The organism is Veronia nyctiphanis (assembly GCF_004116385.1).
Classification (GTDB): Bacteria; Pseudomonadota; Gammaproteobacteria; order Enterobacterales; family Vibrionaceae; genus Veronia; species Veronia nyctiphanis.
Window position 1 is genome coordinate 80464 of sequence record NZ_PEIB01000008.1, and the last position, 24058, is coordinate 104521.

A 24058-nucleotide genomic window follows, 5' to 3' on the forward strand; every position below is an offset into this window, starting at 1 on the left:
ACAAAAATCTCAGCGATGCTGATGGCAATGGGATTGTCAGCAGCAGCGCAGGCAAATGACCCGCTTTACTCTCAGCAGTGGCACCTGAATAACACAGGCCAGAATGCTTTTGCCCAAAACCCAGCTGTTCCTGGTAACGATCTGAACACGGGTCTTACCCAAAACTTTGGTATCAAAGGCGTTGGTGTAAAAGTTGCCGTAATCGATACCGGTCTTGAGACAGACCACGTCGATCTGCAAGGTAATGTGGTTCCGGGTAGCCGTAACCTAATCAAAGATTCAGAATTCCCAATTGACTACCCAGTTGATACAAACGGCCACGGTACTGCCGTTGGTGGTTTGATTGCTGCTGTTGGTCACAACGGTGAAGGCGGTCGTGGTGTGGCTTCAGGCGCATCATTGATGGGCTTTAACTGGTTGTCAGATCAGTCTATCGAAGGTTGGTTGATTTCTCACGGTGCCGATCCTTCTACGCGTGACGTACGTGTTTTCAACCAAAGCTATGGCTTTAGCCCAATTGAGCCAATCCCGTTTGATGAAAACGATCCAGAATTCAAAATTGAACTGGATACGTTTGCTGACGTGAGCTCAGGTAACTATTACAACAATGGTGGCTCTGTCTTCGTTAAGTCGGCAGGTAATGGCTACCGTTACTTCCGCTCTGGTCAATTCTTTGTTCTGCCGGGTGATTTCTTCCAGGGTGGCGGCAACAGTGGTTTGCCAATGCACAACTCTAACCAGTCTTACGACAATGCCAACTATTACAACCTAGTTGTTAGTGCGATGAGAGCAAATGGTACCCGTGCTAGCTACTCTTCTGTTGGCGCGAACGTGTGGGTAACAGCTCCTGCCGGTGAATACGGTTCTGATTTCCCTGCAATGGTCACCACTGACCTGATGGGTTGTGACGCAGGTTACAACACTGCGGGCGGTCTGGGTTCGAATGGCCTGCACGGAGGTACTGACCTTGACCCAGAGTGTAACTACAACAGCACCATGAATGGTACATCATCTGCTGCGCCAAACACATCAGGTGCTATCGCTGCAGTTATGTCAACTAACCATGCCCTGTCTGCACGCGATGTTCGTGCTCTGATTGCTGAAACTGCTTCTGTGACAGATGCTGAACATCCGGGTGTTAGCCTTGAGTTCACCAACAGCGACGGCGAAGTTGTGAGCTACGATGCGATTGCACCTTGGGAGAAAAACGCAGCAGGCGTTGATTTCCATGATTTCTACGGTTTTGGTCTTGTTAATCTGGACGAAGCGGTTAAGCGTGCACGTATGACAAACAGCGTATTGCCTGCGCAGCAAGTGTCTGAGTGGGTGAGCAACTCTACGGAAGTAGAAGTACCAGATGCAAGTCTTGCTGGTGGTGAATCTGCAGTAGCGATCACTGATGATCTGACAGTTGAATCTGTACAGGTGAAACTGACTCTGGATCACGCACGTATTCCTGACCTTGCAATTGAGCTGATTTCTCCAGCGGGTACTCGTTCTGTTCTGCAGACGCCTCGCAGTGGTCTGGTTGGTCAGGCTCTGAACCCAGAAATCACTGGTTTTGATAACCAGCTGATGCTGAGTAACAAGTTCTATGGCGAAAACGCGAAGGGTGAGTGGACACTGCGCGCTATCGACACCAACGGTGAAGAAGTGTTTAACTTTATCGCTTACTTCAACCGTTCAAATATTTTCACTGTTCCATTGGCGAACAACCAAGCGCCTGGCGTGATCAAGGACTGGTCACTGCGTATCCTGGGTCACTAAGGAGTTATCACGATGAAAAAGCAAACAATCTCTGTTCTCGCTCTGGCTGCGGCTATGACTTCAGGACTGGCACAGGCCGAGGTAAAGGGTCTTCAGGAGCTTGATAACCCATCACTGGTATTGAATGTTCAGCAACTTGACGTAAATGGTTCTGAGTACCAGAAAGTGATTCCTCAGCAATTGCAATCTGGTGAGGCTCTGAAAGGCTTATTCGCGGGTGACAAACTGGTAGAGAGCATGTTCGCTAAGCCGCTTCAGGCTACAGGCCTAGTATTTGCTACTCTGTCTGACAGTGCTGACGCGAAAGCCGTTGCGAAAGAGTTCGGTCTTGAACTGGTTTACAGCAGAAAAGGTAACACGGTATTCCGTGCACCAGAAACAGTTGACCTGCTTTCAGTTAACGACCACCTGTCAGCTGACAGCCGTGTGAAAGCGGTAAAAATCGAGCTGAATAATAACAAGTTTGATACTAAGTAAGTATCTGCGCTTTGTTGAAGAAAAAGCCGGACGTTTTCCGGCTTTTTTTCGTTCTGAAACGTGGTTTCAGCCCTTACTTCTGTTGTGCCGCCCATTGGCTGACTTTGAGCGCTTTTGTCATCAGATTTTTTGAATACTCTTCTACTGAATATTCCGGACCGTATGCGCTGAAGGTTAATATGATTAAATCCTGCGAAGGAATGATGATCAGATACTGCCCAAGGTGGCCGCGGAAAGACACGGTATCTTCCGGTAAGCCCTCCACATCTTTATCACCCAACCAAATTTGACTGCCGTAAAACGTATTGGCGGGTGAGGGTGTCAGCATATAGTCAATCCATTGCTCCGAGATTAGCCTCTTTCCTTACCAGACCCCCTTGTTCGCCACCATTTTTCCGATTTTTAACCAATCACGGCTTGTGACGAAAGGACGGGCACCACCCCAAAATGTACCGACAGAATCAAATTCAAAAATGGCGGTATCAATGCCAAGAGGATGGAAAAGGGATTGCGTATAGAAGTCGTAAATATTCTGAGAAGAACTGCCAAGCTTATCTTGTATAAACTTGGCTAACAGTTGTGTTGCACCTGTGGAGTACAAATACTCAGTGCCCGGTTCTGACACCTGAGGTTGTGTTCTCGTATACGCCGCGGAATCCCCGTAGATATAAAGTAGTTCAGAAATTGGAGAGGGCTTGTCTGCTACCTCCTCCCATTCAAGACCCGCTGACATATGAAGTAAGTGTTTGACAGTGACAGGATACGGCCTTTTTTGATTAGCTTCCAACACCACATCGTCGGGTTTCAGTTGCCCCTTATCAAAGAGAATGCCAGTGAGTAATGCTGTTAGCGTTTTCCCCATCGACCAGCCAATCATTGGCATCGTGTTGTTGTGACCTTCAACATACTGCTCAGCGATAATTTTCCCTTGGTGATAAACCAAACCTGCATACGTATTTTGCTGTTTGAACTCTGAAGAGTGAGGTTCTTCAAACCAATATTGAATGGACTTCTGCAGGTCTGCATTAATGTTGACTGGCATATGGCTTTGAGGATTGTCGAGCATTCGGTTGGGCATAATGGACTCTGCTAACAATTCCTCAACGGTTCTTTCTTTTATTAGCGTACACCCCATTCCCTCCCGAAATATTGCTGTGTTTGTTTGAATCCAAGGCATCAGAGGAATCGATATATCGACGCGTTTATTTTCTGCATCTACCGATTTGGACCAGAACCAAGTCATAGGAAACGATACGGGGTCGATAACATCATCAATTATCTGCTGCTCTTGCTGTCCGGATACAAAAATTCTCGAACAAAGCTCATGGGCAGCAAGCCCAGTACCGGCCTGCAAAAGTCCGAGTTTTTCGGTGTCGACGCAACCAGTTATTCCTAATGTAGTCATTAAGACGGCGCAAGCATGACGTAAACGCATTCGACCTCCTATATGTCGTAGTGAGTTATATTTTCCTTAATTATTTATTACTCAATATTCTGTATGCTCTCGAGTGAATTGCCCATGGGTGAGTAAGCGTGATTGGGCTACTTCTCAGAAGCAAAATGTTGTTCCAATTTCTGACATCAATTGTATTCAAAATGTATTTGCGGGAATTTGTGGGAAAGAGAGAAAAGGGTGACAATGGCACCCTTTTTGACGCGAGATTTTGCGTATTAGAACAGTTCAGTGACAGTCAGTATTCTTTCCATCAGGTCTTTATCTGTATTCTTGTTATGCAGGCCCAGCGTTAAGACGATTAAGTCTTTAGAGGGCAGAACTGTAATATATTGTCCCAAATGGCCTTTTAGCGTGAACATATCATCAGGGAAACCGCTGACAACGTCTGATTTTAGCCATACTTGACCGCCATAGTAAGGTGACGCCGGCGAAGGAGTGAGAAGCATATCTACCCAAGACTCGGACACTAATTGTTTGCCTCTCCAGTTCCCTTTTTGCTCATACAGTATGCCAATTTTTAGCCAATCACGAGGGTTGAGGAAAGGTCTGGCCCCGCCGATAAATGTGCCCGATTCGTCGAACTCGATCAGCCCGTCTGAAATACCCAGAGGATGAAACAGTTTCTGCTGGTAAAAATCGTAGGCAGCCTGTTGCTTTCCGCCGAGGCGTTCAGTAATCGTGCCGGCGAGTAATTGAGTATCGCCCGTTGAGTAAACAAACTCTGTTCCGGGCTTCGTGGCAGCAGATCGCGTTTTGACATAGCCTGCCGTATCTGACTCTTTGTAGAGCATATTTGAAACATCAGACTCGCCGTTATATCTCTCATCCCACTTTAGGCCAGATGCCATATTCAATAGGTGTTTGATTTTGATTGGGTCAGGCACACGTTCTGAGGATGGAATGATGATGTCGTCGGGACTTAACTTTCCTTGGTCCGCCAGTATCCCCGTCAATAATGCAGTGATGGACTTACCCATCGACCAGCCCAGCATCGGCATGTCTTTGCTGTATCCATCAGCGTATTGCTCGGCAACGATCTTACCCTGATGGTAGACAATAACAGCATAAGTATTATTCTGATTTTCCGCATCTTTTGGATCGTTAAACCAGTTTTGGATTGCCGATTGTGCTGGCTCAGAAATCGCCACTGACAGATCATAGAGGTCTCTTGCAGCAGGTGTTCCCGATGTATTTAACGTATCATTTTGCAAGGTGTCTGGCGTTTTATCGATAGCGACGGTACAGCCCATACCCTCGCGATAAACGGCAGTTTTCTTATGAAATCCGTCAAAGAATGGCGCAGATACGCTTACTGTTTTTTTGCGTTCATTTACTTCAACGTCCCAAACCCATGTGAGTGGATAGGTTTTTTCTTCTATTACGTTAGCAACAATTGATTCCTGTGATTCACCACTAATAAAGAGCCGAGAGCAAAGCTCATGAGCGGCATAGCCTGTACCGAGATCTATTTCACCAAGCCTATTAATTCCTTGGCACCCTGCTAGACCAATCAGGCCTGAGAGTACGATGAAATGTTTCACTAATTTCATTTAACAATATCCTTATTCCAGTATTTGGGTGCATACCCAACAGGAAAGCGCTGAATCTGTCATATGCACTCAGAGATATTTAGTTATTTCAGTAGAAAAGAAAATAAAGTAAAGGCACTAGTCGTGATGAATTCTTACGATACGTTCGTTAATCTCATTTCTGACAACATTTGTAGTCAGAAACTATCGAAAAAAAAGCTCAGACAGGCTGAGCTTTTCTTGGCTTCTCTGAGGTATTGGCGCAATTAAAGCAGGTTACCGTTTATATCTTTACCAATAAGACGAAGGCCGTCAGGGTCATTTCCAGTTGGAATCCACGATGACATGCATTCTCTGTCGGTCACGCAGGGATCGGTCAGAGCCTCAAGGAAGGCAATAAGGTCGTTAATTTCGTCATCTGACAGACTGACTTCGGGTAACTTAGATTTCCCTTTTTCTCTTAGGCGGTTAAGCGCGATGATCGCTGGCCCGGTATTCTCAAACATCTTGTCGACCTGAACGCCTGACGGCAGTTGGCTATAGTCGTAATTTCTCACCGCTTTTTCAGGGTTAAGATGGTGGCGAACCATAGCATCAAGAGACGAATATGCGCCTGAATGACCCCATGGACCAGTCACGCTAACGTTGAGCAAGCTGGGGGTTCTAAAAGCAAATCGGTCGTCATCATCTTTGGTGACATACCAACGGCCCTGATCCATCTGGTTTGCCTCTTTACCCCTGCCGATTTGCGGCACTGCTAGAACGTGAAAACGCTCATCTGTGAGGTTGTTACCTGAATGACAAGTTACACAACCTGCACCGCCGTTCGATGCACTTTTGAAGAACAGAATGGCGCCGGACCTTGCGTTGTCATTTAATGCGGTGTCATCACCTTCAAGGAACTTGGTCCAAGGTGAGTTGGTAAATGTTAGACTGCGTTCATATTCAGCGATGGCATTAAACATATTGGGATCGGTAATGATTTCTTCGGCTGATGCATTGGGCACATCGTAGGCGATTCTGAACTCAGTCAACCAATCATTCTTTTCCAGATCTGCTTCGTGACCGTTTCGGCCAATCAGCCTGTTAATAATAAGGTCGCGAATGTCTTGTGTGCTTCCATCTGGCTGCACGTCAAAACCTTTCATTTCCTCTTTAGATGTAACGGGGAATCGTGATTGGGCCATGGTGAGGTTTTTACCCACCATGATGTTGAAACCACCGTCTGTGTTGTCAGGTGTGACGATACCAGATGTATCAGATGCGCCATTTTGCCCCACTTCTTTAGCCATGCTTTCGATGCGGCCATCATGGAAAATAAAGTCATCCCAAAGAGCCATGTTGAAGGATGTCGGTGCATTCCGAGGAACAGGGGGACCACCATCATATTCATGTGCATCAGAACGGTGTAAGCGACCAACACCAAGGACATCATGGTCAACAGAGTCAACACCAATAGAAAGTGGAAGGTTGTCTCCGCCACCCATCGTTGGATGGTGACACGTGGCGCAAGCAGTGTCTTTATTTCCGCTAAGTGCTTTGGAAAAGAAAAGTCTCATGCCGAGCTGAGGCAGAGGATCTTTGATATTCGGTATGTCAACACCGTCGGCGGCATCACTGGTTACGCCTGCTGAACGTGCTACAGCTCTTACTTGGTTTGCAATGTTTTGTTCAACACCATTATTCGATTTTGCAGTTCGTTTTTCTTCGCTATCTTTATCGAACAGATCGCACCCAGTTAGAGTATTAATTACGATGCCGAACAGCGACATTCTGATAATGCCTTTCATACTGCTCATTTTCTTCCTTCCATCCCTAGTTGATTTCAGCTTCAAAAGTGAAAAATCCGTATCACTATGTGCCTGAAGTGAGCAGTTGGTTCCATATGAATTAACGAGATCTAATGTAAAGATAAATCACTCTAATATTGGATGAAATTAGATTATTCAAACGTCGAAAATACCGTTAAGAAAAGGTAAATACTGCATGTTTATCAAAGTTATGGTAGAACGCTGCGGGATGAGCACAAATGACAAGGAAAAAAATGAAAGAGTTTGAGCACAATGGTCGGATTATGTCTTTCCTTGATGAAGGGGAGGGCCCGGTAATTCTTTTTGGGCATGACTATATGCTCAATAGTGAGATGTGGCGCCCTCAGATTAACAGGTTAAAGCAGCATTATCGTTGCATCGTGCCGGATTTCTGGGGACACGGGGAGTCAGAATCATTACCTGCGAATACAAAGAGCCTGATTGACTACGCAAAAGACATTAAATGTTTGGTGGAACATCTGAGTATCGATAGGTTTTCTGTTGTTGGATTGGGCTCCGGCGCCATCTGGGCTGCAGAGCTGGCACTACTGAGCCCCACAAACGTTGAGAAGCTGGTGCTAATGGGCACCTTCATCGGCTATGAGCCTGAAATAACAAGAGATAGGTACCTTGATACATTAAAAGTCGTTGCTGCCGAAAAGCACATTCCGGCAGAAATACATGACAATATTGTCAAACAGAGACTCTCAACACGTGCTCTCAAAGCGCTCCCCCAAGCCAAAGAGTACTTAGAAAACACGCTTGCTCAAGTCAGCGCTGAGCGAGCAATCTGGGTTTCAGATGCAGGCCAGTTAGTTTTCAACAGGCGAGATATAACAGACGATGCAAGCCAATTTAATCTGCCTGTTCTGTTGATGGTTGGTGCCGAAGACAGAGTGCATTCTCCTCTTGAAGCCCAGCTGATGCGTGATGAGATATCTCAAAGTCAATTGGTTGTGCTTCCCCAAGCCGGACACCTTATCAACTTAGAATCTCCTCTCTTTGTTAGCGATACGTTGATTTCGTTCCTCTCTGAGTAATTTCTCGCGCCCATCACCTAAATTGTTGGGTGCTCAAAGTCTCATTGCAAAAGTCTTGAAATTCATACATTCTGTCATTGATGAGACTTATGTCTCAAAATGAATCATTAAAATAATATAAAATCACCACGCTCTAGTGTTGCGTAAATAACGCTCAATAAACTTAGAAATCTAAACAGAATATTACCCAGACTTTAAGGGTACTAGATAGCTAATGTCAGTAGCGTCCAAAATAGAATATCTAAAAAATAAAGTAAATTACGTCGATAAAGTTTGGTTGGTTTAAATAATGAAAGAACAGTCAGTATCATGCCCGAGTTGTAAGAAGAAAACGGTATTTCACAGACTTAAAAGAAATCTGTTCGAAAAATCACTTACTCGAAGAAATTATAATAAGTTTGAATGTGATGATTGTGGTTGTAATTTTTATTTACATACGGAAACACTTGAAACAAAGATTTCAAATTAACTTATTTATTTCACTATAGTTGAAAAAAACTATTTCATTTACCTAAAACGCTATTTAATTATGCAGACTATCTATAATGCATAATTTATCGTTTCTTCATTTAACCGCACATTCTTATAATTTATATATTTTCAACCTGCCCATTTAGCTAGTCTTGATGGGCAGGTTTAGCATGCCCGACATTCAATCATTAAATCCTTGCGTTGAGTAATCTTAATGTAGATAATGATAATCGTTATCATTTAGGTTAATGGTTAGGCTTATGCAAGTATCGTTAAGAAAACTGTCTCATCTGGGTTCATTGGGGTCGTCACTTTTTTTGCAAAATCGACGTCTGGTTGTGCCCGTTGTTCTGTTAGCGTTGTTACTCAGTTCTGTGACCAGGGAGCTGGTTGTTGGGACTCTGGCCGATGCATTTTGGCAGGTTGCGAGTTATGTCGCTGCCACTTTAGCTCTGTTTCATTTCTTGACTGAGCACTTCGATAGAAAGAGTCAGTTCACTAAAACACTTGCACAAAATCATATTTTACAAATCAGTTTCTCATCATTTATGGGCGCGCTTCCCGGTTGTGGGGGGGCGATTGTCGTTGTCACTCAGTATGTGCGAGGAAACCTGAGTTTCGGTAGCGTGGTAGCGGTTTTAACAGCAACCATGGGCGATGCTGCGTTTTTGCTTCTTGCGACTCGTCCCTCTGAGGGATTGATGATTGTGGCTCTGGGCGCATCCGTAGGCTGGATATCCGGTTACCTGGTAGACCGCCTTCATGGTGTCAATTTCTTAAGGCCAGACATTAAAGTAACAGCTTCAAATCAACCTCTTAAAGATTCGAATGCGAACTCAAAAAGAGGTGCGCTTCAATCTTTGTTCTGGAAAGTATTACTGCTACCAAGCCTTATCATTGCGTTGATTGGTTCGTTTCAAGTTGATGCAAATGCACTTTTTCACGTACCCCAAGGCGCATTTGAGTTTGCAGGTGCAGTGTTAGCATGGTTTGCTGTGTTGCTATGGGCGATGAACGGAGAAATTACTGATTATCAATCTGCAGTTTGCGAAGATAAAAAAGGCAAAAATACAGATATTTTTCAGCGTGTTGCCCAAGATACAAACTTTATTCTAGTGTGGGTCATTGGGGCCTTTTTATTGTTCGAACTGACAGTGTTTTGGCTCGGTATCGATTTATCGACAGTCTTCACCGGTTGGGCATTATTGCTGCCAGCAATGGGGGTGATAGTCGGACTTCTACCGGGGTGTGGCCCACAAATCTTGGTCACAAGCCTTTATATAAGCGGCGTTGTGCCAATTTCTGCACAGATTGGTAATGCAATTTCAAATGACGGTGATGCGCTTTTTCCGGCGATTGCATTAGCCCCCAAAGCGGCAATCGTCGCGACAATTTATTCTGCAATTCCTGCTTTTGTTGCTGCGTATACTTACTTCTTTTTGTTTGAAGTCGCTTAAAGTAATGGAGTAGATTCTCCGCGGAGGCGGCGATATGAATTTGAACTTCACTATTTTTTCTTGTAACTCAAATGTATGAAAATTAGTTTGATTGTGTGATTTGTCGCAAAATTGAGCCTTTAGAAGTGGGATTTATCTTTACTGTTATTGGGGTGAGACTGTTACTCTCGGCGCGTTTGGAAATTAAACACCGCGATAAGGAGAGTTTGCAATGACAGTGCAAACGAAAAAGTTATCCCTGACCACCCGTGTTCTGCTGGGCATGGTTATTGGCATTCTTTCAGGTTTTGCTATTCGATTTTTGTTTCCTGAATCGGCAATTGTTCAAAACTATCTTGTTGATGGGCTCTTTGATGTGGGCGGAAAAATTTTCGTTGCGAGCTTGAAAATGCTGGTTGTACCGCTGGTTTTTGTCTCATTGGTGTGCGGTACGAGTGCGCTGAAAGATATTGCGACTTTGGGTCGACTGGGCGGAAAAACCCTCGCTTTTTACCTAAGTACGACTGCGCTTGCGATTTCTCTGGCCATGGGATTGGCGCTGCTGGTTGGGCCTGGTGAGGGGGCTGACTTATCTTCTACTGCGGCTTTTTCAGCCTCTGAAGCTCCATCTTTGTCTCAAGTGATCATCAATATGTTCCCGACCAACCCGATTGGTTCGATGGCTCAGGGCAATACACTCCAGATCATCATCTTTGCTGTTCTGTTCGGCATTGCAATCAGTGCGTCAGGTAAACCTGGCGAACGTGTTGCCAGCTTCTTTCAGGATCTTAATGAGGTCATTCTCAAGCTGGTTGCGCTACTCATGAATTTAGCGCCTTACGGTGTCTTCTGCTTGATGGCGAAATTGTTTATGACCATTGGTCTTTCGGCCATTCTCAGCCTTTTCGAATATTTTATGGTCTTGGTATGTGCGTTACTTATTCATGCCATGGTCACCTACACCACATTATTCCGAGTTTTTACGGGGCTTAACCCTAAAATCTTCCTGAAAAAGATGGAAGACGCAGTAATGTTTGCACTCTCAACGGCGTCATCAAATGCGACGATTCCAGTTTCAATGGAAACGACAACCCGCAGAATGGGAGCAGATAACCGTGTTGCGTCATTTACCATCCCGTTGGGAGCGACGATCAATATGGACGGCACAGCGATGATGCAAGGCGTAGCACCGTGTTCATTGCGCAAGCGTTTAACGTTGACCTCGCATTAAGTGATTATTTGACTGTCATTATGACTGCGACACTGGCATCGATTGGCACGGCGGGCGTGCCCGGTGTCGGTCTCGTTATGCTGGCAATGGTATTGAATCAGGTGGGACTACCGCTAGAAGGCATTGCCTGATCATGGGTGTTGACCGTTTATTGGATATGATTCGGACAGCCGTGAATATTACAGGTGACTGTGCGGTAACGTGTATTGTCGCCAAAAGCGAAGGCGCATTAAACGAAGATATCTTCAATGATGTGCGGGCAGGGGAAAAAGACGAGGAAATACATTTTTATTCTCAAGTATCCTGATCATGAGGGGAAAAGCGCTGCTTAGTAGCGCTTTTTTTGTATCAGGACATTACAAAAACAAGGATCAACGTTTCGCCTTGCGTTGTATTTATGTTTGGTCACTGTGCCGATAATTTGACTGTTTCAAAAGCGATTTCAGCGATCTCATGGATGATAATAATTGCTAAATCAGAACAATTCAGAAGATAAATGCTTAGAGAGCGAAACATTTGGTAAACTTCGCCGCTGTTGAACTGTGTGGTATTCGCTGATTACTATCGCGGAAATTTTTTAACCAGCTCGATTGGGGCTTATGGAAACCCAATCTTTGTTAAGGAGTGTATTTTGAGTGACAAAAGCCATGAAGAGTTGATGGTACCTGATGGGAAAGTAAACCCCATCGATACCGATTATCAAGTCGGGCAAGATAACATTGCGTTAAATATTGGTCCATTTGGCCTTGATATCCACAATCGGGTTTTTCTGGTCTCTGGTTTTGCGATCATTCTTTTTGTCGGAATAACCCTGTTGTTCCAGAATCAGGTTGCTCCTCTCTTTGCAGATTTAAGAGGCTGGTTGACATCTAATCTTGACTGGTTCTTTTTAAGTGCCGGTAACATCTTTGTGCTTGTCTGTTTGATTCTTGTTGTTTCACCTCTTGGTAAAGTCAGACTAGGCGGAACAGAAGCAAAACCTGATTACTCCTAAGCTGGCTGGTTTTCAATGTTATTCGCCGCAGGGATGGGTATAGGACTGATGTTTTATGGCGTATCTGAGCGTTATCACATTATGCCTCATCATTTGGCGGTACCAGTGTAGAAAATGGTGTGCGAACAGATTGGTCACCGTTGGGTGGCGCAGTTAATGACCCGGAAGCCGCAAAAAGTCTTGCCATGGCAGCGACAATTTATCACTGGGGGCTCCACCCTTGGGCTATCTATGCGGTACTCGCACTAGGGTTGGCCTTGTTCTCGTTTAACAAGGGCCTGCCATTAACAATACGCTCAGTATTTTACCCATTGTTTGGCGAATCAGTCTGGGGCTGGGTGGGGCATGTCATCGACATCCTTGCTGTTGTGGCAACACTTTTCGGTCTTGCTACATCACTGGGGCTTGGCGCTTCGCAGGCCGCTGCTGGACTGAACTACCTATTCGGTATTCCAACGGGTGCAACGACAGAAATTGTACTGGTTGTGTTTATTACCATTCTAGCCCTGACATCGGTACTCGCTGGCTTGGATGCTGGTGTTAAGCGATTGTCCGAAATAAACATGGTTCTTGCTCTGCTGCTGTTATTGTTTGTGATTGTCGCTGGACCAACACTTGCCATTCTGGGTGGTTTCTTCTCAAACATCGGTAGCTACTTACAAAACTTGCCTGCGCTTTCTATGCCATTTGGCCGAGAAGACAGTAACTTCTCTCAAGGCTGGACTGCATTCTACTGGGCATGGTGGATTTCATGGTCACCATTTGTCGGCATGTTTATCGCACGCGTTTCACGTGGACGATCGGTGCGTGAGTTTATTATTTGTGTGCTGCTTATCCCTTCAACGGCTTGTGTACTTTGGATGACGGCTTTCGGTGGCACCGCAATAAGCCAGTTGGTGAATGATGGTTATACGGCGGTGACGGAAGCTGCTCTGCCGCTTCAACTTTTCACCATGTTGGATGCGTTGCCGTTGGCTTCAATTACCTCATTTATCGGTATTATTCTGGTCGTTGTATTCTTTGTGACCTCTTCCGATTCGGGCTCATTGGTGATTGATACAATATCCGCAGGCGGTAAAGTTGATGCGCCAACACCACAGCGAGTTTTCTGGTGTACGTTTGAGGGGTTAGTAGCAATAGCGCTTATTCTTGGGGGCGGCTTGGTGGCATTGCAAGCGATGGCAGTGTCTACCGGTTTCCCGTTCACTATTGTACTGTTGGTGGCATGTATTTCTGTTGTTAAAGGTCTGGCCAGCGAGCCACGCGATTAACAAGCAAATACTGCAGTAACTTGTCATTGCAAGGCAGATCATCGATCTGCCTTGATTGATTCTGGAGAAAAGCGGTGGAAGCAGAACAGAGAGAAATCTCCGAATTCTTATCCCAATATGCGCCTTTTGATGAGCTTCCGGAAGAGACCATTGACGATATCGCGACGAACATTGAGATAGCCTATTTTCGTTCAGGCACTGAAATCCTGAAATTTGGTGATCCGATAAAAGACCTCGCGGTCGTTCGCAGCGGTGCTGTTGAGATTTTTCGCCGCAATGGCGAGCTGTTCAACCGACTGACTGCAGGTGATCTCTTCGGTCAGATGGGCTTGCTGATGAACAAAAAGGTACGACTTCCTGCCCGTGCGTTGGAAGATACCCTTATCTACTTCATTCCCGATACGGTCTTTCAGAACCTGTTTGATGAATTTGAGCAGTTTGCTGACTTTGTCGAGATTGAAGGTCGTGCAAGATTGAGGCAAGCGGTTGAAAACCATCAAGATAATAATGATTTGACCACATCCAAAGTGTGCAGCTTAATCATGCGCGAACCAATCACTGTCACCGACACAGCAACGGTGAAAGAAGCTGCCGAAGCAATGGCGAATGATGATGTCTCATCAGTACTGGTGCTATCAAGTGAACCTATCGAAGGCGAAACCGAATACGACACCGTTCCTGCGGGGGCATTAGTGGGGATCGTCACTGACAGAGACCTTCGTAATTTGGTATTGGCAGAGGGGCGGTCACCGGATGTGAATATTGCTGATATCATGCCGCAGCAGGTGATATCTCTCGATCACAATGCGTATGTGTTTGAGGCGATGTTGGCAATGCTCAAAAACAATGTCCATCATTTACCCATTTTGAAACGCAACACGCCGATTGGCGTGATAGCGATGTCAGACATTGTGCGTTACGAATCACAAAACAGCCTCTTCCTTGTGAGTAGTATCTTCAACCAACAGACCGTGGAAGACCTAGTGTCTCTCTCCGAAGATGTTCAGCCCTGCTTTGTTCGTATGGTCAATGAAGACGCCAACTCACACATGATAGGCAGTGCAATGGCTGTGATTGGTCGAAGTTTCAAGCAGCGCCTTTTGGAACTGGCAGAAGAGAAACTTGGTCCTCCGCCTGTTGCCTACTGTTTTCTTGCGCTTGGCTCTATGGCAAGAGATGAGCAGCTTATTGTCACCGATCAAGACAATGCGATTATTCTTGATGACAGATATGACCCTGACCAACATCTGGACTATTTTGAGGCGCTGTCAGCGTTTGTTTGTGACGGTCTGGATGCGTGCGGTTATCCATATTGCAATGGCGGCATTATGGCAACAAACCCAGAGTGGCGTAAGACGCGAAGCCAGTGGGAAGAGACATTTGCGTCTTGGATTGATGAGCCCAACCCCAAGTCACTGCTGAATAGCTCGATATTTTTTGACCTCGACGGTGTATGGGGAGCCACCAATTGGGCGGAGCAACTCAAAGCCTTTATCGGTCGCCGTGCACGTCGTAATAACCGTTTTCTTGCCTGCATGGCGCGAAATGCGCTGACAAGAAAGCCGCCACTGGGCTTTTTCAAAAATTTCGTGATGGAGCAGGATGGCCAGCACAAAAACTCCATCAACCTGAAACGACGTGGTGCTGCACCGTTGGCTGAGCTTATTCGTGTTCATGCGTTGGCAATTGATTCTCGTGCGCAAAATTCGTTTGAGCGGCTTGATGACATTATCGAAGCTGGAGTCTTGCCCGTTGGTCGCGCTGCGGATTTAAGAGATGCGCTGGAGTTTATCTCAACGGTGCGCATTCGCCACCAGGCCATTGATATTGAGGCGGAACGGGAGCCGGACAATAACATTGAGCCTGAAAACCTCTCTGATTTTGATCGTCGCCACTTAAAAGATGCTTTTCAGATCCTCAGTAATGCACAGAGTTTTCTGAAATTTAGATATCAACCAAACCGGGGAAACTGACGACAGTCATGTTGTATTTAGGCTCAGATGAAAGAGTGTCCGGTGGGCCGAGAGGTCCCGATTGGCAGTTAATCAATAAACGTCTTGGTCAAAACGCCAAGGACCCGCGGTTGAAAAGATTTTATCAAGCTGGCGTCATCGACGGCGCAACGAATTTGTCTGATGTGGAATTTGTGGCGCTGGATTTTGAAACGACCGGGCTTGAGCCGTCACAGAGCGACATTGTCAGTATTGGCCTCGTGCCATTTACACTGTCACGAATTTACTGCAAGCAGGCAAGGCATTGGATCGTAAACCCCCGAAAACCGCTCGGTGAAGAATCTGTGGTGATTCATGGCATCACACACAGTGATATTGAGGAAGCCCCCGATCTGAAGGGAATTCTCGAAGAGGTTTTAGAGGCATTGGCGGGAAAAATGGTCGTCGTGCACTATCGGCGAATTGAACGCAACTTTTTCGATCAAGCCTTGAAACATCGTATTGGTGAAGGTGTGTTATTTCCTGTCGTCGACACGCTCGATATCGAATCGCGATTTCATCGTAGGCCGTATCACAAAGTAATGTCTTGGTTAACACGAAAGCCAATGACATCAATAAGACTTGCCGATAGCCGTACCCGTTACAAACTGCCATTTTATCGCGGTCACAATGCACTGACAGACGCCATTGCGACAGCGGAACTTTTACAGGCCCAAGTGGCACACAGGTATTCACCAGTTCACCCTATCAGAGGTCTCTGGTGTTGAGTTGCAGCCTGTTTTGTTGGCAGTGCATTGAAACTAAAGATTATTTTTCATGATTGGCGTGTGGCAGAGCTAATTTCAACTAGACTTGGTGATGAGTTGTCTCTGGAGAATCACATACGCGGCGAGAGTCGTTACGTTACTTGAGAAATGTATACCAATTAACACAAGGATTGAGCGAAATGATTGAGAAAGACAAAGTAGTCATCATCGAGTACACGGTAAAAGATCTCAACGGCGTATTGATTAATGCGACCGAGTCTGATGAGCCATTGGCGTTTATCTTTGGTGCAGGCCATGTTATTCCGGGCCTCGAAAAGTGCCTTGATGGCAAAGATTCAGGCGAAGAATTTGAAGTGAAGCTCGAAGCTGAAGAAGCTTATGGACCAAGAAACGATAGCCTGGTTCAGGAAGTTGAACGCGCTGCATTTCAGGGCGTCGATAACATTGAGCCCGGAATGATTTTCACTGCGAGTGGGCCAAAGGGAGAAATTCAGGTCACGGTTGTCAGCGCGGATGATGAGAAAGTGAGAGTTGATGGTAACCATCCTTTAGCGGGTAAAGGCCTTCACTTTGTGGGCAAAGTGTTGGAGGTGCGTGATGCGACTGAGGAAGAACTCAGTCATGGCCACGTGCACTGATTCCTTCCCTTACAAACAAATAAAAAACGGCCAACAAAGGCTGTTTTTTATTATCTGAATATTCAGTAAATCATGAGCACAAATCAGGTCAATATTTCCAATTCCGTCAATGATGCCATTGCGGCTCTATTGCTTTGGCCGCAGATTGCAGTGTCTGGTTTGAATTGACCGCAGACCTCCGGACGTTCTGGCTTTCCGAACAGGTTACAAAGGTTCTTCTCGTTGAGTTGAACGCAACGGACACCCGCTGGCTTTCCATCAGGCATGCCGGGGATTGGAGAGGAAATACTGGGCGCGATGCAACAGGCACCGCAGCCCAGTCGGCATTCAACATGCGTAGAAAGATTTTCTCCGGTCATACAACTTACCCGAATATTGAAATTGGTGCGGACTTTATCACTCTATCAATAAGAAGCAAAGTATTGCCCATCCTGACGCAATAGGCATACATGCCGGAAGAAAGGCAGAAGGATTGTACTTGAACTTTGCTGTCAGTATGGTTATAACCATCGCCTTTTGCTAGCCCAAATCCAATTAGCAGGACAAACGACAATGACAGCTCCCTTCTGGCAACAGAAACAGTTAACCGAAATGACCGATCAAGAATGGGAGTCTCTCTGTGATGGTTGTGGAAAATGCTGTCTGCATAAGCTCATTGATGAAGAAACCGATGAGCTTTATTACACCAATGTAGCCTGCAGCCTTCTGGATAATAAAACATGTTCATGTAAGGACTATCCTAATCGTTTCAGCTATGACGAAGATTGCATTAAGCTGACTCGGGACAAAATCGATGATTTCTACTGGCTACCCCACACTTGTGCATACCGCTTGTTAGCCGAAGGTAAGAGCTTGCCAACATGGCATCCGCTGATTACAGGATCAAAAGAGGCCATGCATCAGCCGACGAGTCAGTCAAAGAAAAAGTCGTGTATGAAATCGATGTGATTGAATGGGAAGACCACATCTTGAATCATCCAAACAGACTCTAGATGAGGATGTGACTGCAATGCGTTTGATCCTAGGTCCAATGGAAGGGGTACTAGACCCTTTGATGCGTCAGATCCTCACAGAAATAAACCCCTATGACATGTGTGTCACTGAGTTTGTGAGAGTGGTCGATCGTAAACTTCCTGCTCGTGTCTTTCATCGCGTATCACCTGAACTCGATAATGGCGGCAAAACGAAATCGGGAACGCCTGTGAGGATTCAGCTCCTTGGCCAATCTCCTCTATACATGGCAGAAAATGCGGCTTTAGCGGTTGAGCTGGGCTCGCCGGGCATCGATATCAATTTTGGTTGTCCATCAAAAGTCGTCAACGGTAACAAAGGTGGCGCGGCATTGTTGAAAGAGCCTGAATTAATGTATCAGGTTATTCGTGCTGTTCGAGACGCTGTACCGACAGACAAATCGGTCAGTGCGAAAATACGTCTTGGTTTTGATGACTGCTCACCTTATCGCGAGATCACAGATGCAGTTCAACTTGCAGGTGCCAGTGAGCTGGTGGTGCATGGAAGAAGTAAAGCGGATGCTTACCGCGCTGGCACTATCCGCTGGGATTTGATTGGTGATATCAACCAAAGACTATCAATTCCTGTGACGGCTAACGGTGATATTTGGAATCATCAAGATGCGATGGCATGTCAAACGGCGACCAACTGTGAAACCTTAATGGTATGCCGCGGCGCGCTTAATATGCCAAACCTAGGCGCAAATATTAAAGATCAGGAAGCACCGCTGCCATGGTCTGAATTACTCAATCTACTTGTCCGGTATTCTGAGTTTGAAATCAAAGGGGACAAAGGACTTTATTACCCGAATCGAGTGAAACAATGGTTCCGGTACCTTCAGGTCCAGTACCCTGAGGCGAAGCCGTTGTTTATGAATATTCGCCAGTTAAAAGACAAACAGACCATTCTCAATGAGATTATTTGTGCCAGAGATACGGTTGCAAACAGCCTCTCTTCGTCCCTAATTGTCTAAAAAATAATAACTAAATCGCATTTTACCTCTTGTTACAAATTGATTGTTGTCATTAAGGCTCCGCGCTGGCTATTATCACGCTCATTCTAGCCAAGAGGTAAAAACAACAATATATGGACGACCCCTCGAGTTGTTTCCGAATTATCCGCTCCTTTGACATTCAGGAGTCGGCAAAATGATAGAACTATTCCTACAACCTGAATCTCTCGTAATTCTCGCCACCCTGTTTGCACTGGAACTGGTGCTTGGTGTCGATAATATTGTCTTTATCTCAGTACTTTGTGAACGTTTACCAGAACATCAGCGTAAATTCGCCCGTAATCTGGGTATTGGTCTTGCTGTTGTCGTGCGTATTCTGCTTGTCTTCTCAATCAGCTGGTTGATGTCGTTGACGGCACCGCTTGTGTCGTTGGGTGACTTCTCCTTCACTGGGCGGGATTTGATTCTGATTGGTGGTGGTGTCTTCCTGTTGGTGAAAAGCCTCAAGGAGCTGCGTCACTGGTTGTTGCCGCATGATGAACAATCTGGCAGCACTGTCACTGCGGGCTTGGCCTTAGTTCTGCTACAAATTGTTGCAGTCGATGCGGTCTTCTCGATGGACTCAGTGATTACTGCCGTTGGTATGACATCAGAAATACCACTGATGGTAGCAGCTATTCTTTCATCAGCGGCGATTATGGTGCTGTGTGCTGAGAAGATTAACCACTATGTGATGAAGTACCCTGGATTCAAAACACTGGCTTTACTGTTCTTGGTATTGCTGGGTGCAATGTTGATGATTGAAGGCTTCGGTGTTCACTTCAACAAGGGATATGTCTACTTTGCAATGGCGTTCGGTATGATCATGGAAACCTGTCATATCCTGCTCCAGAAAAAGCAAAGACAGAAGCACAAAAGATCTATCATTCGTATTCGCCCCTTAAAAATGGCGAGACACTGAAGGGTAGGGGTTACCTGATATTAATTGCTAATCAGGTTGAAATGACAGGCAGGGCGAAGATTCTGCCTGTTTGCTATTAGGCTGAGTAGTTTTGCAGTGTTTTGCTTGGAACAATCTTAAGGTCAGAACGTCCAGGCCAGTGAGGCTCTGATAAACCTTTCATCATCGCTTTAGCAACGTCAACGGCCTTAACGGGTTCCAGACTCGCCAAAGGGCCTTTGAACGCAAAAGAAAAAACAGGTAACCATTGTTGCAGTATTTTCTCGTCGGCTCTTGGGCGTTGTCTTTCGCCGAGCAGAGGGCCGGGACGAGCAATAAGAAGTCTTTCGAATCCCATCCCTCTCAATGCCATTTCCATTTTACCCTTGCAGCGTAAATAGTGGCTGGGCGACCATCGATGGCTCCCCGCGCTTGAGACCACAGCAAGGTGTTTAACGCCCATCACTGCCATCATCTTGGCGACTTTAACGACAAGGTGAAGATCGACATCCTCAAGCCCTTTCTTCCCGCCTGCTTCTTTCTTTGTGGTTCCGAGGCAGATATAACCTTGCAATGGAACAGGCCATTGAGGTTGCCAGTGGGTGACAGCCAATTCTCGGTTTTGATGGAATACAACTTTGTCGGAAGTGATATTTATCGGGCGTCGGGTGACGACATGGATTTGAGCGACATCAGGGTCACCCATTAACTGGTGAAGAAGTTCATCACCAACCAGCCCGGTCGCGCCTGCGACTATAACCGTTCTGGACGATACCATGAAATATCCTTATTTCCTTGTTTGACAGTTAATCATAACGTTGGTTTTCAATCAGCACGACATGAACTGTACATCAGGCTTTGAGTATTGATTGCACCTGAACTAAGATCAGAGCTTTTTGATGCTAAGAGACAATATATGTCAATTTTGCTAGAAATGGATGAAAACTGGGATGGAATGCCGCCATCCTTTATTGAAGGTGTGCTCCTTGCCGCAAACATGTCGCCTGCTCCTTTAAATCCTGACCAGTGGCTTCCGCTCATTGTGACGGGCGGGGTAACCGAAGACAATGTTGAGCCGCTATCTGAATCCACTAAAAAATTAGTGATGACCCATTTTGAGCAGCAATACGCGACTTTGATGAGAGGTGAATACCGTTTACCCGTCACATTGAATGTAGACCAAGAAATCAGTGAACAACATCAGTTTTTCGCTGAGGGCTTTTTGTCTGTCTGGCCAATCATTGAACCCTCTTGGCAAGGTGTCAATATGCCCGACGGTACCCGAAGAATGCTCTCTGCGTTGATGACCACAATGATGTTTTTAAATGATGAGGCAGGTACGCTGGAGCAGATGCAACAAGCTGGTTTAACGGCGTTGCCAAGCCCAGCCAGTTATTACCGCCAATTAGAAGTGATGATTGCCGAAGTATCTGTTGCTGCAGATCATATTCAACATGGCCATGGCTCTAGCTCTGTAAATCCTTATAAAGAGGTTGGCCGCAATGACCCATGCCCTTGTGGCAGTGGCAAGAAATTTAAAAAGTGCTGTGGGAAAGGATGAGATGATTTCTCCTATTCGTGTTGTCGCAGGTGTTGTCGTTAAAAGTGGGAAAGTGTTGCTGACTCAGCGGCGCGACAAAAATGGACAACAAGGGCTCTGGGAGTTTCCAGGTGGTAAGGTCGAACCTGGTGAAACCGATCAACAGGCTCTCGAACGTGAATTGGATGAAGAATTAGCCATCAAGGTGGAGGTGTCTGAGCAAATCGTGGAGACACTCCATCATTATGAAGACAAATCGATTCTACTATGTAGCTATCTATGCCGATGGATAGATGGTGATATTGAGTTGCGATATCACCAGAATCTGGCTTGGGTTAATGAGAACGAAGTGAAAGCGTATCAATTAAGCGATGCCGATATCCCTGTTACCGCATTGCTGAAGCACTACCTTTCAAAATAGACTATTGAGCCCCTGTATGTGTGTTTTAGGGGCCCGTATTCATATGGTTAGTGAGAGTTAACTGCTGATGTGCTGTTTTTTGAAAAGACCGACAAGCTGGCTAACAAACACAATTACGAAGGCCACGAATAACGCAATAAATATTCCTAACAGCCATTGTGGCATTGAGTACCCTAAAAACTGCCAAACGATGTGTGCACAGTCACCGTATGACTCAAAGACATTGGGAAACCAGATATTCAGTGGAGCCCAGCTTGGGAAGGTAACGAAGAGTTCACATGTTGGGCCAAACAACACCGTTGGGTCCGGGAACTGATACTCTACATGCTGATGAGCGAGCTTCGCTCCCCAGCCAGCGGAAATCCCCCATCCGATAAGCCCTAACCATCGAAACACGGAATGTTCAGGTGCAAGTAAGCCAACCAGAGCAGCCGCAGCAATACCGAACATCGCCACCCTTTCATAAATACACATCACACAGGCTGAAGGTTCATAATATGCTGAAAATAAAGCGCTATTGATTCAAACGCAAGCGTAATGGCCAGTAACAAGCCCCAAGCGAGTCGACCCTTAGATATCTGGAAAATGAAACGCATAATGGTGATACATCCAAAAAAGAAAAAAGCCTTGTTTCCAAGGCTTTTATTGAAAAGGGTATTGCTTTAAAGGTCAATGATTAATGACCAGAAGATGCAGCTCCAACAGCAGATGTCACACCCTCAGTGATCCATCCATTGGCCATGAACCAATCCGTCATCGGCATAAGCAGTAACTCGATTCCGGCCAAGCCGACTAACCCTAGTACGATGGTATAAGGAAGAGCCATATATACCATCTTGCCATAAGATAAACGCAGAAGAGGAGCCAGCGTCGACGTCAATAGGAACAAGAATGCCGCTTGTCCGTTTGGTGTTGCCACAGAAGGGAGGTTAGTACCTGTGTTGATGGCTACAGCCAGTAACTCGAACTGTTGACGGTCAATCAGGCCATCAACAAGAGCTTTCTTCACTTCTGTAATATAAACGGTTCCAACGAATACGTTGTCTGAAACCATAGAGAGGAGGCCATTGGCGATATAGAACATAGTCAGCTGGCTATGACCGTCCAACGATAGCACCAGCTCGATGACAGGCGTGAAAAGCTTTTGATCAATAATTACAGCAACAACGGAGAAGAACACGGTGAGTAGCGCGGTGAATGGCAGTGCTTCTTCAAAGGCTTTACCAATTTGGTGCTCGTCAATGACACCAGTAAATGACGTTGCCAAAATGATGACCGTTAGACCGATAAGACCAACAGTTGCTAAGTGCATAGCCAGAGCAATAACAAGCCAGGCTGCGATTAACCCCTGAGCAACCAGCTTCATTCTATCCATGTTGGTGCGCTTTTTACGCTCGGCACGATCAAACTCGACCAATATGTTTCGGACGTTTTGCGGCAACTTGCTTCCATAGTCGAAGATTTTGAATTTCTCGACCAAGAAGCAGGTAGCTAGTCCACAGAAAAGCACGGGTAATGTAACGGGAAGCATGCGGATAACAAATTCACCAAAGCCCCAGCCAGCATTGTCAGCAATAATGAGGTTTTGTGGTTCTCCTACCATGGTCATTACACCGCCAAGGGCTGTACCTACACCAGCATGCATCATCAGGCTGCGAAGGAATGCACGGTATCGTTCTAGGTCATCACGGCTGAGCTCATCACGTAGGTGATCATCGCTGGTGTGGTCGTGGTTTGAGCCAAACTCTTTACCTGATGCGACTTTGTGATAGATGGAGTAGAAGCCAACGGCGACACTAATCACAACGGCGATAACAGTCAGTGCGTCGAGGAAAGCGGATAAAAAGGCCGCAGAAAAACAGAAGGCCAAGGACAGTAAGGCCTTGGATTTAATGCCGAGCAATATCTTGGTGAAAATGAACAGCAGCAGCTGTTTCATAAAGTAGATACCGGCAACCATGAAGACCAAGAGGAGGAGGACATCAAAGTTCTGAACTAATTCATGTTTGACGTGGTCTGCGCTTGTCATACCAATTGCGACTGCTTCTATCGCAAGAAGGCCGCCGGGCTGCAGCGGGTAACATTTGAGTGCCATTGCGAGGGTGAAGATAAACTCAATAACGAGTAACCAACCTGCAACAAAAGGGTCAATTGCAAAACGATGGGGTTGATGATCAGAAATGACACAATTGCCATCTTATACCAACTTGGTGCCTTACCAAGGAAATTTTTGATAAGCGCATTTCTTAGCGAAATAGCCATAGTTACATCTCATTTATTTTTAGAGTGGCAAGTCGGTTTTGGAGTATTACTCAGCAGAAAGGTCTGTTGCTCGTTTTAGCAGCGACTGTGTG

17 protein-coding genes and 5 pseudogenes are annotated in these 24058 nt (G+C 45.8%); 14 read left to right on the forward strand and 8 right to left on the reverse strand.

The window, feature by feature from the left end; translation table 11 throughout:
• Positions 1 to 15: 15 nt before the first annotated feature.
• Together CS022_RS08655 and CS022_RS08660 are read left to right on the forward strand one after the other, a co-directional pair.
• Positions 16 to 1767: a S8 family peptidase gene (locus CS022_RS08655; RefSeq protein WP_408057229.1), complete on the forward strand. Its 1752-nt coding sequence runs from the start codon at positions 16 to 18 to the stop codon at positions 1765 to 1767.
• A gap of 12 nt (positions 1768 to 1779) precedes the next feature.
• On the forward strand, positions 1780 to 2244 hold the full coding sequence (locus CS022_RS08660; protein WP_129121954.1) for a hypothetical protein: 465 nt from the start codon (positions 1780 to 1782) through the stop codon (positions 2242 to 2244).
• A 73-nt stretch (positions 2245 to 2317) separates the two neighbouring features.
• Here the strand turns inward: CS022_RS08660 and CS022_RS08665 are convergent, their stop codons facing one another.
• From CS022_RS08665 to CS022_RS08680, 4 genes are all read right to left on the reverse strand, one after another.
• Positions 2318 to 2572, reverse strand: a complete 255-nt coding sequence (locus CS022_RS08665) for a hypothetical protein (protein WP_129121955.1) — start codon at positions 2570 to 2572, stop codon at positions 2318 to 2320.
• A 36-nt stretch (positions 2573 to 2608) separates the two neighbouring features.
• Positions 2609 to 3679 carry a serine hydrolase domain-containing protein gene (locus tag CS022_RS08670; protein ID WP_129121956.1) on the reverse strand — a complete coding sequence of 357 codons (1071 nt, stop codon included), beginning with the start codon at positions 3677 to 3679 and terminating at the stop codon, positions 2609 to 2611.
• 236 nt (positions 3680 to 3915) lie between these two features.
• Positions 3916 to 5250: a serine hydrolase domain-containing protein gene (locus CS022_RS08675; protein WP_129121957.1), complete on the reverse strand. Its 1335-nt coding sequence runs from the start codon at positions 5248 to 5250 to the stop codon at positions 3916 to 3918.
• 245 nt (positions 5251 to 5495) lie between these two features.
• On the reverse strand, positions 5496 to 7028 hold the full coding sequence (locus tag CS022_RS08680; RefSeq protein WP_129121958.1) for a cytochrome-c peroxidase: 1533 nt from the start codon (positions 7026 to 7028) through the stop codon (positions 5496 to 5498).
• A gap of 230 nt (positions 7029 to 7258) precedes the next feature.
• Between CS022_RS08680 and CS022_RS08685 the strand changes: the two genes are divergently transcribed.
• The 7 genes and pseudogenes from CS022_RS08685 (at position 7259) to CS022_RS08715 (ending at position 16840) form a co-directional block, all read left to right on the forward strand.
• Positions 7259 to 8080 carry an alpha/beta fold hydrolase gene (locus CS022_RS08685; RefSeq protein WP_129121959.1) on the forward strand — a complete coding sequence of 274 codons (822 nt, stop codon included), beginning with the start codon at positions 7259 to 7261 and terminating at the stop codon, positions 8078 to 8080.
• A gap of 731 nt (positions 8081 to 8811) precedes the next feature.
• Entirely contained in the window at positions 8812 to 10008 is a 1197-nt protein-coding gene (locus CS022_RS08690; protein ID WP_129121960.1) for a putative manganese transporter, read from the forward strand.
• A 211-nt stretch (positions 10009 to 10219) separates the two neighbouring features.
• A pseudogene (locus CS022_RS08695) lies at positions 10220 to 11525 on the forward strand (dicarboxylate/amino acid:cation symporter).
• A gap of 351 nt (positions 11526 to 11876) precedes the next feature.
• Positions 11877 to 13483, forward strand: a pseudogene (locus CS022_RS08700) (BCCT family transporter).
• Between the two features lie 74 nt (positions 13484 to 13557).
• Positions 13558 to 15456: a DUF294 nucleotidyltransferase-like domain-containing protein gene (locus CS022_RS08705; RefSeq protein ID WP_129121961.1), complete on the forward strand. Its 1899-nt coding sequence runs from the start codon at positions 13558 to 13560 to the stop codon at positions 15454 to 15456.
• Positions 15457 to 15464: 8 nt separating this feature from the next.
• A complete protein-coding gene (locus tag CS022_RS08710; RefSeq protein WP_129121962.1) occupies positions 15465 to 16202 on the forward strand; it encodes a 3'-5' exonuclease in 738 nt (245 codons plus the stop codon).
• A 179-nt stretch (positions 16203 to 16381) separates the two neighbouring features.
• Positions 16382 to 16840: an FKBP-type peptidyl-prolyl cis-trans isomerase gene (locus CS022_RS08715; RefSeq protein ID WP_129121963.1), complete on the forward strand. Its 459-nt coding sequence runs from the start codon at positions 16382 to 16384 to the stop codon at positions 16838 to 16840.
• 83 nt (positions 16841 to 16923) lie between these two features.
• Here the strand turns inward: CS022_RS08715 and CS022_RS08720 are convergent, their stop codons facing one another.
• Positions 16924 to 17199 (reverse strand): YkgJ family cysteine cluster protein, encoded by a 276-nt coding sequence (locus CS022_RS08720; RefSeq protein WP_129121964.1) that lies wholly within the window; start codon positions 17197 to 17199, stop codon positions 16924 to 16926.
• 193 nt (positions 17200 to 17392) lie between these two features.
• Here CS022_RS08720 and CS022_RS08725 point away from each other — a divergent pair.
• The 3 genes and pseudogenes from CS022_RS08725 (at position 17393) to CS022_RS08735 (ending at position 19764) form a co-directional block, all read left to right on the forward strand.
• A pseudogene (locus tag CS022_RS08725) lies at positions 17393 to 17832 on the forward strand (YcgN family cysteine cluster protein).
• A 17-nt stretch (positions 17833 to 17849) separates the two neighbouring features.
• Positions 17850 to 18824 (forward strand): tRNA dihydrouridine(16) synthase DusC, encoded by a 975-nt coding sequence (dusC, locus tag CS022_RS08730; RefSeq protein ID WP_129122001.1) that lies wholly within the window; start codon positions 17850 to 17852, stop codon positions 18822 to 18824.
• A 175-nt stretch (positions 18825 to 18999) separates the two neighbouring features.
• Entirely contained in the window at positions 19000 to 19764 is a 765-nt protein-coding gene (locus CS022_RS08735; protein ID WP_129121965.1) for a TerC family protein, read from the forward strand.
• A gap of 76 nt (positions 19765 to 19840) precedes the next feature.
• Here CS022_RS08735 and CS022_RS08740 read toward each other — a convergent pair whose 3' ends face one another.
• On the reverse strand, positions 19841 to 20521 hold the full coding sequence (locus CS022_RS08740) for a Rossmann-fold NAD(P)-binding domain-containing protein (RefSeq protein WP_129121966.1): 681 nt from the start codon (positions 20519 to 20521) through the stop codon (positions 19841 to 19843).
• Between the two features lie 138 nt (positions 20522 to 20659).
• On the opposite strand from CS022_RS08740, the gene CS022_RS08745 reads away from it, so the two are divergent.
• Positions 20660 to 21304, forward strand: a complete 645-nt coding sequence (locus CS022_RS08745) for a UPF0149 family protein (protein WP_129121967.1) — start codon at positions 20660 to 20662, stop codon at positions 21302 to 21304.
• Position 21305: 1 nt separating this feature from the next.
• Entirely contained in the window at positions 21306 to 21704 is a 399-nt protein-coding gene (locus CS022_RS08750) for a (deoxy)nucleoside triphosphate pyrophosphohydrolase (protein ID WP_129121968.1), read from the forward strand.
• Between the two features lie 57 nt (positions 21705 to 21761).
• Here CS022_RS08750 and dsbB read toward each other — a convergent pair.
• Together dsbB and nhaB are read right to left on the reverse strand one after the other, a co-directional pair.
• Positions 21762 to 22300 (reverse strand): annotated as a pseudogene (dsbB, locus tag CS022_RS08755) (disulfide bond formation protein DsbB).
• Between the two features lie 80 nt (positions 22301 to 22380).
• Positions 22381 to 23966 (reverse strand): annotated as a pseudogene (nhaB, locus tag CS022_RS08760) (Na(+)/H(+) antiporter NhaB).
• Positions 23967 to 24058: the final 92 nt, after the last annotated feature.

What these genes read in the sequence shown, in the direction of transcription:
- CS022_RS08655 (WP_408057229.1), top strand. Translation starts at nt 16, where the DNA reads ATGCTGATGGCAATGGGATTGTCAGCAGCAGCGCAGGCAAATGACCCG.
- CS022_RS08660 (WP_129121954.1), top strand. Translation starts at nt 1,780, where the DNA reads ATGAAAAAGCAAACAATCTCTGTTCTCGCTCTGGCTGCGGCTATGACT.
- CS022_RS08665 (WP_129121955.1), bottom strand. Translation starts at nt 2,572, where the DNA reads ATGCTGACACCCTCACCCGCCAATACGTTTTACGGCAGTCAAATTTGG.
- CS022_RS08670 (WP_129121956.1), bottom strand. Translation starts at nt 3,679, where the DNA reads ATGCGTTTACGTCATGCTTGCGCCGTCTTAATGACTACATTAGGAATA.
- CS022_RS08675 (WP_129121957.1), bottom strand. Translation starts at nt 5,250, where the DNA reads ATGAAATTAGTGAAACATTTCATCGTACTCTCAGGCCTGATTGGTCTA.
- CS022_RS08680 (WP_129121958.1), bottom strand. Translation starts at nt 7,028, where the DNA reads ATGAGCAGTATGAAAGGCATTATCAGAATGTCGCTGTTCGGCATCGTA.
- CS022_RS08685 (WP_129121959.1), top strand. Translation starts at nt 7,259, where the DNA reads ATGACAAGGAAAAAAATGAAAGAGTTTGAGCACAATGGTCGGATTATG.
- CS022_RS08690 (WP_129121960.1), top strand. Translation starts at nt 8,812, where the DNA reads ATGCAAGTATCGTTAAGAAAACTGTCTCATCTGGGTTCATTGGGGTCG.
- CS022_RS08710 (WP_129121962.1), top strand. Translation starts at nt 15,465, where the DNA reads ATGTTGTATTTAGGCTCAGATGAAAGAGTGTCCGGTGGGCCGAGAGGT.
- CS022_RS08715 (WP_129121963.1), top strand. Translation starts at nt 16,382, where the DNA reads ATGATTGAGAAAGACAAAGTAGTCATCATCGAGTACACGGTAAAAGAT.
- CS022_RS08720 (WP_129121964.1), bottom strand. Translation starts at nt 17,199, where the DNA reads ATGACCGGAGAAAATCTTTCTACGCATGTTGAATGCCGACTGGGCTGC.
- dusC (WP_129122001.1), top strand. Translation starts at nt 17,850, where the DNA reads ATGCGTTTGATCCTAGGTCCAATGGAAGGGGTACTAGACCCTTTGATG.
- CS022_RS08735 (WP_129121965.1), top strand. Translation starts at nt 19,000, where the DNA reads ATGATAGAACTATTCCTACAACCTGAATCTCTCGTAATTCTCGCCACC.
- CS022_RS08740 (WP_129121966.1), bottom strand. Translation starts at nt 20,521, where the DNA reads ATGGTATCGTCCAGAACGGTTATAGTCGCAGGCGCGACCGGGCTGGTT.
- CS022_RS08745 (WP_129121967.1), top strand. Translation starts at nt 20,660, where the DNA reads ATGTCAATTTTGCTAGAAATGGATGAAAACTGGGATGGAATGCCGCCA.
- CS022_RS08750 (WP_129121968.1), top strand. Translation starts at nt 21,306, where the DNA reads ATGATTTCTCCTATTCGTGTTGTCGCAGGTGTTGTCGTTAAAAGTGGG.